Annotated in this window: 13 protein-coding genes and 1 pseudogene; 1 reads left to right on the top strand and 13 read right to left on the bottom strand. The window is 44.2% G+C overall.

The features are described 5' to 3' along the window. Nucleotides 1-541: 541 nt before the first annotated feature. From BIY37_RS08800 to ftsH, 13 genes and pseudogenes are all read right to left on the bottom strand, one after another. Entirely contained in the window at nt 542-1738 is a 1197-nt protein-coding gene (locus tag BIY37_RS08800; RefSeq protein ID WP_070067471.1) for a cation:proton antiporter, read from the bottom strand. A gap of 724 nt (nt 1739-2462) precedes the next feature. Beyond that, a pseudogene (locus BIY37_RS08795) lies at nt 2463-2841 on the bottom strand (IS4-like element ISCku3 family transposase); the annotation flags it as partial. Nucleotides 2842-3492: 651 nt separating this feature from the next. Beyond that, on the bottom strand, nt 3493-4974 hold the full coding sequence (locus BIY37_RS08790) for a lipopolysaccharide kinase InaA family protein (protein WP_070067469.1): 1482 nt from the start codon (nt 4972-4974) through the stop codon (nt 3493-3495). 11 nt (nt 4975-4985) lie between these two features. Beyond that, complete coding sequence (locus BIY37_RS08785; RefSeq protein ID WP_080324968.1) at nt 4986-5861, bottom strand: glycosyltransferase family 2 protein; 876 nt, start codon at nt 5859-5861, stop codon at nt 4986-4988. 87 nt (nt 5862-5948) lie between these two features. After that, complete coding sequence (gene gyrA / locus BIY37_RS08780; RefSeq protein WP_070067468.1) at nt 5949-8462, bottom strand: DNA gyrase subunit A; 2514 nt, start codon at nt 8460-8462, stop codon at nt 5949-5951. After that, nucleotides 8455-9129 carry an MBL fold metallo-hydrolase gene (locus tag BIY37_RS08775; RefSeq protein WP_070067467.1) on the bottom strand — a complete coding sequence of 225 codons (675 nt, stop codon included), beginning with the start codon at nt 9127-9129 and terminating at the stop codon, nt 8455-8457. The genes gyrA and BIY37_RS08775 overlap by 8 nt, the downstream gene beginning before the upstream one ends. Beyond that, nucleotides 9123-10322 carry a nucleoside-diphosphate kinase gene (locus tag BIY37_RS08770; protein WP_070067466.1) on the bottom strand — a complete coding sequence of 400 codons (1200 nt, stop codon included), beginning with the start codon at nt 10320-10322 and terminating at the stop codon, nt 9123-9125. Before BIY37_RS08770 ends, BIY37_RS08775 begins: the two co-directional genes overlap by 7 nt. Before the next feature lie 302 nt (nt 10323-10624). Beyond that, the gene (locus tag BIY37_RS08760; RefSeq protein ID WP_070067473.1) at nt 10625-11242 is read right to left on the bottom strand and encodes a protein-L-isoaspartate(D-aspartate) O-methyltransferase; all 618 of its coding nucleotides are present in this window, start codon (nt 11240-11242) and stop codon (nt 10625-10627) included. 348 nt (nt 11243-11590) lie between these two features. Further along, the gene (locus tag BIY37_RS08755) at nt 11591-13042 is read right to left on the bottom strand and encodes an RtcB family protein (protein ID WP_070067464.1); all 1452 of its coding nucleotides are present in this window, start codon (nt 13040-13042) and stop codon (nt 11591-11593) included. A gap of 93 nt (nt 13043-13135) precedes the next feature. Then, a complete protein-coding gene (locus tag BIY37_RS08750) occupies nt 13136-13552 on the bottom strand; it encodes an archease (protein WP_070067463.1) in 417 nt (138 codons plus the stop codon). 71 nt (nt 13553-13623) lie between these two features. Further along, complete coding sequence (locus BIY37_RS08745; protein ID WP_070067462.1) at nt 13624-14085, bottom strand: universal stress protein; 462 nt, start codon at nt 14083-14085, stop codon at nt 13624-13626. A gap of 18 nt (nt 14086-14103) precedes the next feature. After that, nucleotides 14104-16455: an endopeptidase La gene (gene lon, locus BIY37_RS08740; RefSeq protein ID WP_070067461.1), complete on the bottom strand. Its 2352-nt coding sequence runs from the start codon at nt 16453-16455 to the stop codon at nt 14104-14106. A gap of 192 nt (nt 16456-16647) precedes the next feature. After that, nucleotides 16648-18519, bottom strand: coding sequence for an ATP-dependent zinc metalloprotease FtsH (gene ftsH, locus BIY37_RS08735; protein WP_070067460.1), 1872 nt, complete (start codon nt 18517-18519; stop codon nt 16648-16650). 308 nt (nt 18520-18827) lie between these two features. Here ftsH and BIY37_RS13925 point away from each other — a divergent pair, with 308 nt between their 5' ends. Beyond that, complete coding sequence (locus tag BIY37_RS13925; RefSeq protein ID WP_230402485.1) at nt 18828-18995, top strand: hypothetical protein; 168 nt, start codon at nt 18828-18830, stop codon at nt 18993-18995. Nucleotides 18996-19045: the final 50 nt, after the last annotated feature.

Here is a 19045-nt window from a genome sequence, read left to right as displayed (position 1 = left end):
AGGGTATTACAGAAGGTCGATTTTCGCACTGCGAAAATCGTTTGCAGAATTTAGGTACAACTTTTCCCGGTCTCTGTCATCAAAAATATTCTGCCTCCCCGTTTGTCTCTTGCTGTGATATGACAAAAAGCATCTTCAAATTCCAATCAGAGCGGTCTTGCCACAATCCTTCATTTTATTCATTTATCGGGGTTTATCCATTGAAACATGGATATCTGATAGTCATAGAATAAAAGCCCTCTATTGGGTTACTCCAGCCTATCGACATAAGAAAAATGTGTAATTCAAAAGTGCTTTGACGCATTGTTCAAAGCATCTGGTAACGAGTGGAAATGAAGACGATTCGCTTCCTTCTTGTCAACGAAAGGATCGGAAAGTCATCTTCGGGAAAACTGACCGTACGGTTTGATAAGGAAGAGTTGGGAATAGAGCGCGGTTAGTCTTGTGAAGCATCGTTAGGCAAAAAAGAAGAAAGCAGATAAGTCAATCCTAAGTCATTGTGCCAGCCCTTTGCTCTGTTTGGGCCTGAGTCGACACCACTTCATTCTTCATCCCTCATAACGAACCTCAATAAAACAGGTGCTATCAGTGTCGTTAAGGCGACAACGAAAACAATGATTGCATAAATGAGATCATCAAACACGCCTGCTTCCTTTCCTACCTCGGCAAATATGAGGCCTACTTCTCCTCTTGGAACCATAGCAATGCCTGTTGAAAGTTTTGTCCTTAAACCACCCTTGGCCCATATACCACTTATCATTTTTGTGACAATGGCAATGAGAACCAAAAGCCCACCCATCCGCCAGAAGGTTATTGATGAGAAGTCAATTACTTTCATGTTGATTGAAGCCCCGACAACCACAAAGAATACGGGGACAAAAAGACCGATAATTGGCTTCATGTTTTCCTCAATTTTTTCGGCGAGAGCAGGGCTGTGATGGTCTATTGCGGAACCTAGCGGGAGAAAGAAACGTCGCGCTAACGCAATGCCGGCCGCAAAAGAACCAAGTATTCCAGGAGCGCCGATTTTGTGCGAAATAAACGCAAGGGCAAGAATCAGAGAAACCATAATCGTGGGTATTGTTCCGTCCGTTTTGCTATAATTGGACGCTTTTGAGATTAGCGGGACGAACAGTTTCGTAATTATCGGTGCAATGAGTAAAAAGATGGAGATAAATCCAACGATTTTGACCGTATCAAATATACTAACCTCTCCCTTTACAGCAAAATCAAACAACGTTGCAAGAATAACGACACCGATAATGTCATCAAGAACTGCGGCGCCAAGGACGATCTTGGCTGTTCTGGATCGATGTTTCTTTATATCGATGAGCACGCGTGCCGTTATTCCAATACTTGTGGCTACAATTGTCCCACCAATGAAAAGTGAGGTAATACCAGATTGATTAAAAACGTATTTACTTAAACAGTAGCCGGCAATTGCAGGCGCTGCAACCCCGCTGATTGCAACTAAAAATGATTGTGCCCCCACTTTTACAACTTGACCTATATCCGTTTCCAGCCCAACCTCAAACAGCAGGAGTAATATCCCAATTTCTGCCAGCAGGCGAAGCGTCGCATCTACTGTTAAAACCCCCAGAAGGCTGGGGCCCAAAATTATACCAGCAGCAACCTCTCCCAGAACAGCAGGAAGCCGCGAATAAGCAAACATCTCCGCAAAGAACTTTGCGAACACCAGAATCATTAAAAATTTTAAAAAAAATTCAGCAATTTCCATGATTGAATAATATCCTTAGTACCGTTTTGTAAAAAAGGTTTGTGAAAATATTTTTAATTTAATTGTATAGGAATTTTCATTTTATTTAAGCGGATTATAGGATGGCACTGACAAACATTGTTTGTCAGTGCGATATATTTCGGTCCTTCGTCAGGCGCTCAGGATGTAGCTCCGTGCTGGTGAGCCCTTCGGACCATCACAACGGAATCCATGCAACCCCACAACCGAAGACATAACTTGGGGGATTAGTTCAGAGGGGCTAGACCTTCGTTATTCGATGATTACTTGTTTTTTAATGCTTCGATTTTTTCTGAAATTTTCGCTCTTTTTATCCTGGTATCTAATCGCTCTAACATTTCACTTACAGTTGCTTCGCTATTGTAAAACATCTCCCAATTTTTTTCTTTAATATTGTATAATTTATTTGTAACTAACAGTGACAGGAAATATTATCTCGGAACTGTTAAGAGTCAATAGGGAAAACGGGCAGGAAGAAAAATCCCGAAGAGCTGACATGATTATAGAAAAATGCTCCACAATATTCAACTTCCCCTTAAGCGCTAACTTGTTTTAAGTGAACTCGAAGTATTTTGAGAGTTGCATATTTCGGGTTCTTGGTTTTTCTGCTAAAGAGCAAGCAATGCCGTTCCAGGAGTAAAGAACTTCCTGTAATAATAACGCCGGTTCTATAACCCGTTTTACTTGATGAAACATAAAAGTAAGTTTACTCCATTGGCTTTGAGTCCTCTGACTGGAACATGGTGTATCCCCGGGGGGAAGGACTTGGCAAAATCTATTAATCTTTCTGTTAAAAGAACAGCGAATAATTTGCCGTAAAGCCAAGATTTCGAACTATCATCATCGTATTTCGGTAAATATCCAAATTGCGCGATTTGTTTAAATCTTTTAAAGGCCAGCTCAATTTGCCATAGGATTCTATACCATTCTAAGATATCAAAAGCGGTAAATTGATTTCCAGGAAACGTGGCGAACACAATTGCGTACTTGGCATAAATAAAGGTCTCCGGTTTCAGTTCAATACCCTTTTTGCTTGTATGTCTTTTAAGTTTTTTATGAACTATTTTAATGGCTTCTTCTGATTTATCCTTGCGCAAGCCTTTTAACGCATTTGTATCTACAGCTAAACTTTTCCAATCGTTTGGTAAAAGGGTTTTGAGAATGTCCCAATCTTCATCATGGCTTTGTCCTCCTATAAGCTGGCAAGATGATTGATATAAAAATACCATGATGAATAAAATTTGTTAATAAAACAAGTTAGTGCTTATGCCCCTTCGCCCCCTTGACTTTGTTGTGATGGTTCGGCAGGCTCACCATGCACAGCGCAATATCCTGGGCTTGCCGAAGGATCAATCGAACGATAGGGGGGAGATTTGGTTGCGGCTTTACTGCATCATGTGGTATCCGAAAGGAAAATAGAAAACTGATGTGAGTATTTTAAATTCACCGAATTGTAGGTTATGTCTGGTTTTGATATTAATGGGTTTATAAAATGCCTTGAAGAAGAACTAACCTTTGTCGATTTTGATGTAAGAACTTGACATAATCATGGTACTAAATTCAGGATCAAACAAGAGGCCTGGAAAAATCTTTGCAATTCAGCCGAAAAAAAATTTAAACGGCTATAACAAACCATTACACTAAATGAAGATTCCTCTGCACCCTATTGCGACCAGATAAGTTTGACGTCAGGCACAGAGACAATGAAAAATCGAAATAATAGCAAACTTCGTGTCTTATTGTGTTGCCGATGCATGGTGCGCTTGGAATAGATTCCTGATTGTCTGCACATTGATCGATTTGTTCGCTACTCCCGGAAGCCGATTGATTGAAAAGGAATGATAATTTCCCAGATAACATCGGAAACGGTTCCCCTGCACCAGGGCAAAGATGTCCTGGCAACTCAGTTGCTTATTTAGGGTGCCAAAGGGCGAAACTTGTTCTGCGAGCCTTTTCAGGGAAAGGAAAATATTTTGATCAGAAAACCAGTTAGGATAACGACTCAAGGGGGTGCAGTTATCCGGCATCTCAGAGATAAGAAAACCTTCCTTTCGCTCATTTGGGGAGTGTCTTTCAAAAACACCCACAGGCACGGGCACGTCAATTTTTAATGCAAACAAAGTGTTTGCCTTTATCCATAATTGTTTCAAGCTGCGACAATCGAACCCCGATGGACTGTTTCGAGTCAATCGCAAGATGTGCAGATGATTTATCGAAATGTCATCCTGCCCGGTTTCTTCCATAATATACAACGCCTTTTCCAGAGTTTCTCTTAAATAATTTCTCCGGTAAAACCCACGGAATTGAGCGTTTTTGAAGAAACCAAATTTCTTATTTTCACGAACACAAAGCCTGGATGCCTTTTTTGCACCTTTCTTTTGTATCTGCACCGTCATGGACTCAATGTCTCCTGCAATTGTTTTCCAGCGGGCAATATCGTGGCTCATGTACGACAAGAGAAATCTGACCCGCTCCGTATCAGTGAAATTGCCTTTCTCACGGTTTAGTTTTGCCAGATACCAGAGACAAAGCTTCTCTATAAGGCTCCGTGTGTGAACTGACACCATTTCAAAATCGATTGCGATGATCTTCTTGGCTCCGTTTTCATCGTATACTAAAAAATTATCCAGAGAAAAGGCATCTTGCTGTATCCCTGATTTGTGCATCTTCTGTGCAAGGCTGCCGAATTTTCTCAAAATATCTCTTCTTTCTTTCAGCGGGGCGTTACCTTTGAAATACTGACGGATCGACTGACTGTTCCTGATCTTCCTTACAATCAAGTAGGATTCTTTCGTGAAGAAATACTTTCGCTCTCCACAGGCAACCGGTACTTCTACCGGAATCCCTCTCATTGCCGTCAAGTAGGCGGCATTAAATTCGTGGAATCCCCGTGTATTTTTAAAACACTGTTTTATCTTTTGAAGCAGACGAGGGTAGTTATATATTTTTACGAGATATGGCTCTTTTTTGCCTTTATAGGTAATTTCAAATTCGCCCATCTTCTTATAGTGATGCCGTCTCGGGAGGGGGGTTGCCATCAGAGTCTCTGCGGTAGCATCTTTCAAGCGTTCAAGAAAAGGAATGAGAAATGCGTGTTGGTTATGGATAAGCCAATGAACATGGTTGATTCTCTTCGACAGATACCCGGTAAACTCAGAAGGATTCGGTATAGAAACAGGAGAACAGAAAAAACTCACGATCTGCCGAAAGAATTGCATTGAGTATAGACCTACCTTTTACTCCCTTCGCTGTCTTTTTTCTCAGGACTTCGTACTCGTTCCCAGAGCTTTACCTGTTTTGCAAAAATATAGAAGGCGCTCGAGGTTGCGATGATAAGCCCAGGCAGGCCATCCAGAAAACCTCTCTTGAAAAAATATCCCCTGATAAATTTATACAGAGGCTGAAAGAGGAGTTTGTGGAAGCTAAAACCCCTGCCACGATCGGCCATAATATCAGCGAAAATCGTGGAGTAATTGTCTATCGTTCTCAACTGATGCGAAAAGTTTTTATAATTGAGGTGATAAAGATCATGTTTCATGTAGCCGGTTTTCCCCGGTACGATAACTCGCCCATGAGGATTTGTGCCTTGCCACTGCCCGCAGTCCTTTTTGAAGAGTCGCAATTGGTAATCAGGATACCACTCCCCATGGCAGATCCATCGGCCTAAATAGAAACTGCGCCGCGGGAAAAAGAACCCCGGGATATTACCCGGGTTACGGATAGCATCCTGAATCTCTCGAATAAGTCCTGGCGAAAGTCGTTCGTCAGCATCAAGGCTAAGGATCCAGTCGTTTTTAGCCAGACCCATGGCATAGTTTTTTTGGTCGATATTACCCGGCCATGGCCGTTGATACACCTTGCGAGAATATTCCCTGCAAATATCCACCGTCTTGTCGGTACTCAAGGAATCCACCACAACAATCTCATCCACCCACTTCACACTCTCGAGGCAATCGCGGATGCGTGATTCCTCATTAAACGTGATAATACAGGCGGATATGGGAAATTTCTGGTCCATTGTCGTAATAGTTTTTTCTGGAATGCCTGTTTTTAAGGCAGGATAAGGTTTTAAAAACCCCATGAAAAGGCAGCCAATACTCGTCATCGGGATTCATCTTCCGCACCCTCAATAAAGAAAAGATATTTTGCAGAAATTTTAAAAACGAGGTGTTATGAACAACGACCGGGCAATTTACTCATGAGCATCCTCCGGTGCACCTTCATCCGTGGGTTTCTCCTCTTCCACTTCGTTTACCGTTTCTTCGGCTCCCCCTTCTGCCTTCGTCTCTTCCGGAACAACACGCGCAACAGAGACTAGCTTGTCTCCTTCCTCAATGGAAAAGAGAGTAACCCCCTGCGTGTTCCTTCCAATGGTGCGAAGGGTATTAACCGGGGTACGGATAACCTGTCCCCGCGCAGTGATCATGATCAGTTCGTCTTCGTCTCTCACATCAATCAGCGAAACAACCTTTCCGTTTCTCTCGGTAGTTTTAATATTAATAACACCCTGTCCACCCCGGCGATGAGCGGGATATTCGGCAAAGTCGGTACGTTTTCCGAACCCTTTTTCACAAACCGTTAGCAGCGTTGCCTGCTCATCAACGATCACGATATCCCGCACCTTATCGTTCTCCTTAAGAGTGATTCCTTTTACCCCGTGTGTAACGCGCCCCATGGTTCTGACGTCCTCTTCTGAAAAACGCATGGCTTTTCCCTGTTCGGTGCCAAGGATAATATCCTGTTTGCCATTGGTTAATTTCACCCCGATCAACTTGTCCTCTTCATCCAGGTTAATGGCGATAATACCGCCCTTTTTCGGATTTCCGTAGGCATTGAGCACCGTTTTTTTCACAATTCCATTCCTGGTGGCCATAACCAGTTGCCGTTCGTCAAAATCCCTTATGGGAATGAGAGAAGTTACGTTTTCGTCTTCTTTTAACTCAAGCAAATTGATAAGCGCTCTTCCTTTAGCCGTTCGGGCCATTTGCGGTATATCGTAAACCTTAAGCCAGTAAACTCTGCCCTGGTCAGTAAAAAACAGGATATAATCATGGGTTGAAGCTACAAACAGATGCTCGATGAAATCCCCTTCTTTCATATCAGCACCGGAGACACCTTTGCCGCCGCGGTGCTGCTTCCGGTATGAGGCAATGGGTAATCGCTTAATATAGCCTTCGTGACTAATAATAACGACGACGCTTTCTTCGGCAATAAGATCTTCCATATTCAACTCCGTAACGGCGCTAACGATCTCCGTGCGGCGTTTGTCACCAAAGCGTTCCTTCACTTCCTCAATATCTTTCTTAATAATATTCAGCACCAACTTTTCATCAGACAGGATCGCCTGATATCCCTTGATATCGGCACATAATTTTTTATACTCTTCTTCGATTTTCCCTTGTTCAAGTCCCGTCAGCCTCTGAAGTTTCATATCCAGAATGGCATTTGCCTGTAGTTCCGAGAGGGAGAATTCGCTCATGAGTCCCCGTCGCGCCGTTTCAATAGAATCTGAGGTCTTGATCAACTGGATGATTCTGTCAATATTTTGAAGGGCGATCTTTAACCCTTCCAGGATATGAGCCCTGGCCTGAGCCTTCCCCAGTAAATATTTTGTTCTTCGGATGATGACAACTTTTCGATGCTCAATATAGTAGACCAACATCTGCTTCAGGTTGAGCGTTTCCGGCCGATTGTTGATCAGGCCGATCATAATAATGCTGAAACTATCCTGGAGTTTTGTGTGTTTATAAAGTTGGTTGAGAACAACTTCTTCGTCCTCCCCTTTCTTCAGATCTATAACCAGACGGCTTCCGTCCCGATCACTTTCGTTGCGAATATCTGAAATACCTTTAAGCTGATCTTCCCGCACTAATACAGCAATCCGCTCCAGGATATTATCACGGTTCAGTTGGTAGGGTATCTCCGTCACAACAATGCTCTTTTTCCCGCTTTTTGATGTTTCTGTGTGCGCCCGTGCCCGGACGATAATCGTTCCGCGCCCTGTCCGGTATCCCTCTCTGATCCCTTCCATACCGCAGATTAAAGCCCCCGTGGGGAAATCAGGCCCCTTGATGATCTTCATCAATTCATCAACGGTGATCTCTGCGTTGTCAATAACTGCAACAATTCCATCGCAGATCTCATTCACATTGTGAGGTGGAATGCTCGTGGCCATGCCGACCGCAATACCGGAACATCCGTTACACAGTAAATTGGGGAACTTGGAAGGAAGGACAACCGGCTCCGTCCGGGTATCGTCATAATTGGGCACATAATCAACAGTTTCTCTCTCCAAATCCTCCATAATAATCATTGTCGCTTCAGTCATACGGGCTTCCGTGTAACGCATTGCTGCAGGAGGGTCTCCATCAATAGAGCCAAAGTTCCCCTGCCCCTCAATCAGTGGATATCGATAATTAAAATCCTGCGCCATGCGAACGAGGGTGGGATAAACCACCTGTTCACCATGTGGATGATAATTACCTGTGGTATCACCTGCAATCTTGGCGCATTTTCTGAATTTGGAACGGGGACCAAGCCCAAGATCATTCATGGCCACCAGAATACGTCTCTGCGATGGTTTTAGCCCATCCCTTACATCGGGAAGCGCACGGCTCATGATGACACTCATGGCATAGCTCAGATACGAATCCTTCATCTCTTCTTCAATGAATAACTCTTTTATGTTTTCTCTTCTTTCAGCCATGGATGATTACCTCAGCAACAAAAGGATTATTTTTTTTCTCTTCCGCTATCGTCGTTGATGGCCCGTGACCTGGATACACGATCGTTCTTTCATCCAGCACAAACAATCGTTCTTTGATGGCCTGTATGAGTTTTTTTTGATTACAGCCTGGAAAGTCCGTTCTGCCAATACTCTCTTTGAAAAGGGTATCCCCGGAAAACAGCACGGGGGGGTTTTCATCCTTCGGATCGTTATAGTACAGGCATATTCCACCTGGCGTGTGTCCCGGTGTATGAATGATTTCAAAGGTATATTTTCCGACAGCAACCGCATCCCCATCGTTCAGCAATCGATCCGCCACCGGCGACCTCACCGTTGTGCCTCCATAAAAAGCGGCAAGGATGGAAAGGTTTTTTGCCGGATAAGGGAGCATGTCCTGGTCTGCTTCATGAACGCAGATATGCACATCAGGAAAGGATTTTTTTAGTTCGGCATTGGCGCCGATATGATCGCCATGCCCATGGGTGATTACAATACTTTTTGGAAGCAGTTGTTGTTTTTTTAAAAAAGCAATAATCATTCCCTCGTCTGCGCCAGGGTCAATAACCATCACTTCAGCAGCTTCCTTGTCGATAACAAGGTAACAACACACCTGCAAAGGACCTACATTTATCTTTTGTATCAGCATGATCCCTTTGACCGCAAATAATTTTCGATCATCTCTTTCAGCTCACAGTGTCCCTTATTATCCCACAGCCCAATAATCTTCCGTTCACGTTCGGCATTTTCTACAGCATCTGAGGCGTGGGCTGCATTTTTCATAATATCCTCACCATAAATTCTGCGAACCTTGCCGGGTTCGCCCTTCTTTGAATCCGTAGGCCCGAGGATATTTCGTATTTTATGAATGGCATCCGGGCCACGATATAACAAGGCAAGACATCTGGCGGTTCCTGGTCTTTTCTTATCTGCGGGGCTTGATTTTTCAGGGTCCAGACCCGTCATGTACTGCACAATTTTGTTAAATTCGTTCATTGCATTCATATCTTTAAGCTGCTCTGACAACTGCTCTGCATGGCTATTCATAATCGCATTCGGCACTTCAAAGGTTAAAACAGATTTTAAAGCTTCTTTGAGCTTTTCAGCGATTTTCTCTGGTTTGGGCTTCAATTTTTCCCGAAAGATGTTGATTAACGGGCCGTAAAAATCCTCTGCCTGCGCAATACTCATTCTCAAAAGCTTAATTCCGACAATGAATAAACCCGTCCTTGAAAACATATCAATCATATTTCCTGGTAACGGACTTTGTTCCTCAAAGGGTTTGAGAATGACCAGGGTTGTTTCGGCCTTCACTCCTTCGGAAAACTTGACAATGTCCTCTAAAACCCCACCATCGTTTGACAAATATTCAGCAAACAGGGCTAACTGTTTATCATTCGTGCGATGGTCTGCCGCAGATACAACTGCTGGTTCAAAATATTCGATTTTGCCATCCGAACTCTCTACAAAATCTCCGAAGCTCCCCCGAATGGTGTGCCCCTGAAAGCTGGTAATCGGCCCGATCACCTCATCCTTCAATTTTTCAAGGGCACGGGGGCCTTTAAAAAAAAGCAATACCATCCTGTTGGTAATCCCAAACTTGTTCACCCTCCGGAAATTGCTGTTAATATAGTCTTTCATGGCCTTTTTCCATGATGGCTTGCAGTCTTGTTCCTCAATGGTAGCGCAATATTTATCAACAAAGGCATCACTCGGGGCAAACATGGTCACGCCCACAAAATCCAGATTTGATAGCGAAAGCAGCCGGCCTAAAATACCGCCGGTGCGGCTTTTTAAAAGGCTGTAGGGGGTAATCAATGCATAGGTCAATTCGTCCGCCATACGTTTCTTTCTTCTCCAAAAACAGAATTAAGTTAAAAATGCACTACATCAGTAAAAAAGATTAAGGAGAAAGAGTGAAGTGGAAAAGCCTTTCGCAAACCTCTTAAACTTCTCCCCTTCACCCTTTCTCCTTAGAATTTTCAATGGGAAGATTTTAACACAAATCCTGAAACAGGTCAAATACTTTCATAACGCAGCAAAGCTGCAACCAAAACCCCCTATCAATGGGAAAAAGGAAGGTGCTAAAAAACCTGCAAAAAAACTTTGTCATGGTAATACCACAACCTGTGTTCGCTGTAAGATTATTCTTCCTTCCAGCCTTCTTCACCAATGAGTGGTACAAAAGCACACTCCAGAACATTCCGGTCTTCTATTCCCTTTTCCCGTTTTACCATCTGGTGTAATACCTGATGATAAGGATTCCCTATAGGTATTACCAACCGTCCTCCAATTTCAAGTTGATCTGCTAAACACCGCGGGACATGAGGCGCACAGGCTGTGACAATGATCCCATGGAAAGGTGACTTCTCTGGTAACCCCAGACTTCCATCTCCTGTGATTACGGTTATATTATCATATCCCATTTGCTTTAAAACACCTTTTGCTTTTGTCGCAAGCGCTGCATGTCGTTCGATGGTATAAACACGGCTTGCCAATTTACTCACGATTGCAGCCTGATATCCCGAGCCCGCCCCTATTTCCAATACCTGCTCTCCCCCCTTTAATTCAAGACACTGCGTCATGATGGCAACCATATAGGGCTGCGAAATGGTCTGCCCTTCACCAATAGGCAAAGGGCAATCCTCATATGCAGCATGACGGTATAATTCCGGTACAAACAGGTGTCTGGGTACTTCGGACATTGCCCATATCACCCGTTCGTCACGAATGCCACGACTTACAAGCTGGTATTGCACCATACGAAACCGGTCTGTGACATAGGAGTCGATATTGTGCGGGGTATTCAAAGTGCACCTTTCTAAACCATTCTTGTCAACACGACGGATCGCGATACATGCAACTTATTCGGCTTGGCAAAACCCGGCATTGTCCAGTTAGGAAATGGTGTAATACCGGCATCAAGAAAAACGTGAAAAAAGTGTTTTGAAGAGATATTTCATTTGATAATCCAGCAGAAAGTGTTCGCAGAATTCTTCGTAAAAAACCCCTAACGGTAGGAGTTATGAAAAATGCCGCGCACCTATTATCCACACGACAAAAAAACAAGCAATTCAAGCCACCAAAAATCAAAGATTATTCGATGTAAGCTACCCCTTAATAACACACATCGGTTTTAGCTGGACTATTTTTTTACTGATCCCGGCGTGTTCTACCACACCCACAACCTCTGTCACATCCTTGTATGCCTCGGATACTTCTTCGACGAGCGTGGCCCGGCTGTCGGCACGGACAAGGATGCCTTTTGCCTTCAGTTCCTCAGCAATATTGCGCCCTTTGGTCGATCTCGTCGCCTGACCCCTGCTCATAACCCTCCCTGCACCATGACACGTACTGCCAAAGGTGTCGGTGTATGCCTTCTCTGTACCCACAAGCACGTAGGAACAACGCCCCATGTCGCCCGGTATTAATACTGGTTGACCCACGGATTTATATACGTCCGGGATATTTGGGTGATGGGGAGGAAATGCGCGTGTTGCCCCTTTCCGATGGACGCATAACCGTCTCTTCTCACCCCCCACGATATGCTCCTCAAATTTTGCAATATTATGACCCACATCATAGACCAGGGATATTTGGGACTCTTTTGGACTTATGTGCAATGCACCTCCAAAGGATTCCCGTACCCAGTGGGTAATCACCTGCCGATTGGCAAATGCATAATTGGCGGCGCAAGCCATTGCAGCAAGGTACTCCTTGCCTTCCTGGGAATTGACCGGAGCGCAGCAAAGCTGCCGGTCAGACAGCTCTATGTTATATTTCCGGGAAGCATTAATCATAACCTTGAGGAAATCGTCACACACCTGATAGCCCAATCCCCTGGAACCTGTGTGCACCACAATGGTAATCCCGTCCCTCTCGAGTCCTAATACGCGGGCAATCTCCTCGTCGTATATCTCAGACACATAACCGACCTCAACGAAGTGATTCCCTGAACCGAGCGTACCTAGTTGCGTCCGGCCCCGTTCCAGGGCGCGATCTGAAACCAGCTCAGGATCAGCCCCCCGGATACAACCTTTCTCTTCAATGTATTCCAAATCTTCTTTCGTCCCGTAACCCTGAGAAACTGCCCATCGAGCCCCATCCCTGAGCACATTTTTTTCTTCCTGCTGAGAAAGCTTTAAATCCCTGCGGTGTGACCCCACACCGGATGGAATATTGGCAAACAGGGTGTTGACGAGAGACTCAAGCTTGTTGATAATTTCTATACGATGCAGTCCGGTTCTTAATAATCTTACCCCACAATTGATGTCATACCCTACACCACCAGGGGAGACTACGCCCTCATCAACATCAAACGCAGCCACACCGCCAATAGGAAATCCATATCCCCAGTGGATGTCAGGCATTGCAAGTGAATGCCTTATTATTCCAGGGAGACAGGCAACGTTAATTACCTGCTGCAGACTTTCATCCTTCTGAATTTCCTTCAGCATATGCTCATCGGCGTATACAATGCCCTCCACGTGCATCTTTCCTTCCCGCGGGATACGCCAACGATAATCATCTATCTTCTGAATTTTATATTTGTCATCCGTCATCAAACACACTCTCTTTCTCTGCACAAGTGCTCAGCGGTCAGAATACAATTCAATGGATAAACAATCTTGGAACAAACGGACACTCGCTCCTGTCTAAATATCAAAAATAACCCGTGCCTTCCAGTGATGGTCTTCCTGGATGATTGACAGGCAATGGTAAGTAACCGCCTTAATCTCCGTTTTAATCACATGTTTATCCTCACGAAATGCCTCGCCCCATACGGTTGCGTTGAGTTGATTGTCCGTAATGCCTTCAATACAAAAATCCTTAAACAAGAGATTTTTCACATCGTGCAGGTACAATAATTCACTTAACCAACTGACGAGGAGTTGCTCCCTGTCTATCCCGGAAACACTTATTTTATATGCGATCTTGTCTTCCGTTTTCGATAAGTCTGTGATGATATCAAATAATGCAAACGCTGCATTGACAAACAATTCCTGCAATGAAGCGCCAAAGACATCAATTCCGATATCTGCAGTGTGGTCTATAAGAATATACTTATTCATTTTAGTAGTCGGGCACGACGAACAAAACAAATGTGTCCGTGCCACTCATTGTTCTTAAACATCACGTTTCATTACGGCATAATAAAGTCGTGCTCAGGATGTCTTATGGTAAGTACGGGACAGGGTGCCTTACGGACTATCTTTTCCGCCACACTTCCCATAATTGCGTGCGATAGTCCCGTCCTGCCGTGCGTACCAATCACAATCAGATCGATCCCGTATTCTTTCGACACCTTGATGATCTCGGCAAATGGAACTCCCTGGATAATAAGAGCTTCTACCGATATCCGGCCTCTTGTATCTTCATTTACACATCTGAGCAGTCTCTCCCGGAGTTTCTCAATGGTCTCTTCGTCTACGATATTGATATTGTACAGCTCCGGATTATTAATATCGTAAACACGAATATCCAAGACGTGCATTAAATAAAGCTTTGCCTGGTATTTTTCAGCAAATTCAATTGCATATTTCAGCGCCATCTCTGAATAAACCGAGTAGTCAATCGGACAAAGTATATTTCTGATACTGATCATGCGTCTTCCTCCCTTCTTTTATGATTTTTGAATGAGTACCAAATCTATAGCGTCGTCGACCTTTTGAATATAAGAGCATTGGATCTTGTTGCGGATTTCTTTGTCAATTTCTTCATAATCATCCTTATTTTTTGCCGGCAGCACGATCGCCTTCACCCCTGCCCTTATTGCCGCAAGCACTTTTTCCTTTACCCCACCTACAGGCAATACGTTGCCCGTTAAGGTAATTTCTCCGGTAAGCGCAACCTCTCTTTTCGCACGCCTTTCTGTCAACAATGAAATCAACGCCATACACATCGCAATCCCAGCCGAAGGCCCGTCTTTCGGTATTGCTCCGGAGGGAACATGAATATGGATATCAGATGTGTTGTAAAAATTTTCATCAATACCCAGCCGTTTTGCATTACTGCGGACATAACTGAGTGCAGCAATCGCTGATTCCTGCATAACCTCACCGAGTTGTCCGGTAAGAGTCAGCTCTTTTTCCCCCTTCATGCGGGATGCCTCTACAAAGATAATGTCTCCGCCTGTCTCGGTCCAGGCAAGGCCGATAGCAACCCCAATCCGATCTTCCTCCTCCGCAACCTGGTAGAAAAATTTTCGTGGCCCAAGAAATTTTTCCACGATTTCCGGCCGTATCTCATTGGTAATCTGTTCGCCGGCAACAATCTCTTTGGCGACCTTTCTGCAAATCGATGCAATCTCCCGCTCCAGGTTTCTTAATCCCGCCTCTCTTGTATGTTCACGAATGATTTTATAAACAGACTGGTTCTGAAATGTGACAGGCTGGTCTTCCAGTCCGTTTTCTCTCAGTTGTTTTGGAATCAAAAACTGGTACGCTATTCGTAATTTTTCGTCTTCACTGTACCCGGGAAGATAGAGAACCTCCATGCGATCTCGTAGTGCAGTGTGAACGGTATCAAGAATATTAGCCGTTGTGATAAACAAAACATGGGAAAGGTCAAAGGCAACATCAATATAATGATCAACAAAACTGAAATTCTGTTCCGGATCTAAGACTTCCAGCAAGGATGATGCAGGATCGCCCCTGAAATCATCGCCAATTTTATCAATTTCGTCGAGCATGAACACCGGGTTGTTTGACCCCGCACGGCAGATTTCCTGAATGATCCGTCCGGGTAATGCACCTACATATGTACGACGGTGTCCCCGAATCTCAGCTTCATCACGAATGCCTCCCAAAGAGATACGGATAAACTTTCTGCCCAATGCCCGTGCAATCGATTTTCCCAGGGACGTTTTCCCGGTGCCAGGAGGACCACAAAAGCAGAGAATAGGGCCTTTCAGTTTTTCCTTTAGTTTGCACACAGACAGAAACTCAAGAATGCGAGCTTTCACCTTTTCCAAGCCATAGTGGTCTTCATCCAGAATCTGCGCTGCCTGGCTGATTTCCAGATTGTCGATCGTCCCTTTGTTCCAGGGAATATTAATAAGATAATCCAGGTACGTTCGGGAAACAGGATATTCAGCCGATGCAGGATTAATGTCTCTTAACCTCTCTAATTCTTTTACTGCCACCATTTCTACCTCCTTAGGCATTTTCGCTTCTTGAATCTTTTCTTCCAGCTTATTAATTTCCTCCATATGGGGGTCATCTTGACCCAACTCCTTTTGAATAGCCCTTAGCTGCTCTCTTAAGAAGTACTCCCGTTGGGTCTTTGACATTTCTTTGGCAACTTCTTCGTTAATTTTTTCCCTGACCTCTGTTAATTGAATTTCCTTATTCAGATACTGAAATACAACCCTCAATCGTTTCTTGGGGTCGATCATTTCCAGCAATTTCTGCTTTTCGCTCACCGGCAATTCTAAATAAATCGCTGTCAGGTCTGCCAGTACGGATGGATTATTAATGGTGTCAATCATAGAGACAACGTCTTTGGGTAAGGTTTTTCCCAGCATAGCACTCAGTTTAAAAAGCGTTATAACACCCTGCACAAGGACATCGACCGTTTCGGTTTTTTCTGTAAATACACGAAGCTCTTCCACCCGTGCCTTATAATAGGGTGCTGTTTGCGTATATTCTGTGACCTTGATCCGCGCAACACCTTCTATAAGGATTTTTATATTACCCGAAGTAGCTTCTGATACCTTGACAATCTTTGCGGCTGTTCCAACCTCATAAAAGTCTGTTGGTTCGGGCAAATCAATATCATACCTTAATGCCACGATGCCAATAAATTCATTTTTGGCAATAGCCTCATTTATTGCCTTTATCAATCCTTCTCCTGTTATCTCAAGCGGAAGAATCAACTGCGGAAAAACAACATCATTCTTTATAGGAACGATGGCAATAATTTCCGGCAGTGCTTCGTCGCTCTGTTTATGAACAGAAAATGATGCCTTCTTCATTATTTTAATTCCGTGTTACACTTATTCCTTCTCATACGTTTTTTGCCACCTTTTCTGTATAGAGCGACCTGCTTGCCTGCTCAACCAAATCAGCAGTGTTTTTCGTCGTCCTGGTAGCGGAACTTGGCCCACCGCTACCTGAACATGCCCAGCCGATCCGGCTGGAATTCAGACAACTTCTTAAAAAGTGATTCAAGAAGCCTGAGTAGCAGACACATTTTTCCCGTTGGACTTGTGAAGCTCCTCCAGGAGTTTTTTCAGATCTTCTCCCTCGATAACCTCATCTTCCATCAGTTTTTTAGCCATGCCTTGTAAGATATCTTTTTTTTCTATTAACAATGCTTTTACGCGGCAAAACGATTCGTCTATTATCTTCTTAATCTCCAGGTCTATTTCCCGTGCTGTTTCCTCACTATATTCCTTACCCGCAGCAAATCCTCCGCTCAGAAAGAGCGGCCGGTCGCCTTGCTCGAAGGTTACCAGCCCCATCTTCTCGCTCATACCATATTCTTTAACCATTAATTTGGCAATTTCTGTTGCTTTTTCCAAATCATTCTGTGCTCCTGTTGATATTTCATTAAAAATAACCTCCTCTGCGACTCTGCCTCCAAGCAGGATTGCAATCCGGTCAAGAAGCTCCGCCTTGGTCATAAGGTATCGGTCTTCTGTAGGTTTTTGCAGGGTATACCCCAGTGCCCCAATACCACGGGGTATCATTGATATCTTACGTACAGGATCTGCATGTGGCACAGAACATGCAACCAGGGCATGACCTGATTCATGATGGGCAACGATCTCCTTCTCCTTTTTATTCATCAGACGTTTCTTCTTTTCGAGACCTGCCATAAGGCGGTCAATTGCCTCCTCAAATTCTGGCATACCGACGGCCTTCTTATTTCTCCTGGCCGCAAGCAGGGCAGCTTCGTTGACGAGGTTTGCAAGGTCTGCGCCAACAAATCCAGGAGTCATCGCTGCAACCGAATGCAAATTAATCTCTTTTTCCAACTTCACGTCCTTTACGTGCACCTTCAGTATCGCCTCGCGACCGTGGAGATCTGGCCGATCCACAACCACCTGACGATCAAACCTGCCAGGTCTTAAAAGCGCAGAGTCTAACATCTCCGGGCGATTTGTTGCTCCCATAATGATCACTCCTTTATTAGAGTCAAAGCCATCCATCTCGACCAGCAACTGGTTTAAAGTCTGCTCCCGCTCATCGTGTCCACCCATAGGATTTGCGCCACGTGCCTTGCCAAGCGCATCAAGTTCGTCTATAAAGATAATACAAGGCGCCTTCTGGTCCGCCTGATTAAACAAATCTCTCACTCGAGCAGCGCCCACCCCAACAAACATCTCAACGAATTCTGAGCCACTCATATTAAAAAAAGGCACTCCGGCCTCGCCTGCCACAGCTTTTGCCAGGAGGGTTTTCCCTGTTCCTGGGGCACCGACAAGCAAGACGCCCTTTGGTATTTTCCCACCCAGGGCGCGAAATTTTTCAGGCGTCTTTAAAAATTCAATAATCTCTTGCAGTTCCTCTTTGGCCTCGTCTATGCCTGCCACGTCATCGAAGGTTACATTCAGGTCTTCCTGCGCATAGAGACGACCTTTGCTTTTCCCAAATGTCATAATACTGCTTGCAGGACCAAACCGTTTAAACACAAAACGCCAGATCACAAATAAGATTAACAAGGGCATTACCCAGGAAAAAAAGAACGTCCGCAGCCACGGATTCTCATAATGCCCTGCATATCTCACCCCCATAGATTCCAAGTCCTTCACCAAGTCAGGGTCTTCAACGCGCGTGGTAACAAAAGCGGCATTTTTCGTGGAACCACGCGCCATCTCACGTAGTTTACCACGAATCGTCATATGGGAAATATGGCATTCCAGGACATTACCTTCTTTAACCATTTTTTTGAACTCACTGTATGTGATATCTCTCACGCCGGGGTTCATTAAATACATCTGGAGCAGAATAAAAAAACCAAAGGCAATAATGATATGCCAGGCAGAAAATTTCTTTGGTATTTTAAACGATATTTTTTTGAAACTCTTAAGCATATAAACTCCTTAGTTAGAAATCACATCAGGTAAATATTAGGGATATTAACGAATTCACCAGGCAACATTTTCATCCTGTTCTTTTCAATATCGTCTAGACAGTACCCCGATAATGTACGTGGAGTATTTTACCAGAAACAACTACGCCATTCAAAAAATCTGGATATCTCCCATTGGTCCAGAACTGAAGTGCAAAAAGCCCCCGGTTTGAATATCGTTTGGTCTTCCGGATAATTCTCGTCCCCCCGCTACTCCCTCAATACCATTCTCTTCAAAGCCGGCGCTGATAACAACAATGAATCAATGCCATGATTATGGCATTGATTCATTATTGTAAAAAGAGGGGAGACAGGAACAACAATTACAGCAAGATTAATAGCATCTTTAATTTCACGGAGGCTTGGTATGCCCTGATTCCCAGAATATTGCCCGACTTAGAATTACGTGATAGACTTTCGCTCCGTATCCGCAAGTAATCAAATTTTTGAATAAACCGTGCCCCACCTTCCCTGCTTCAGGGGTGGCT

This window comes from Candidatus Brocadia sapporoensis (assembly GCF_001753675.2).
In the GTDB taxonomy this organism is placed as follows: Bacteria; Planctomycetota; Brocadiia; order Brocadiales; family Brocadiaceae; genus Brocadia; species Brocadia sapporoensis.
This window is presented reverse-complemented; position numbering and strand designations above follow the sequence as displayed.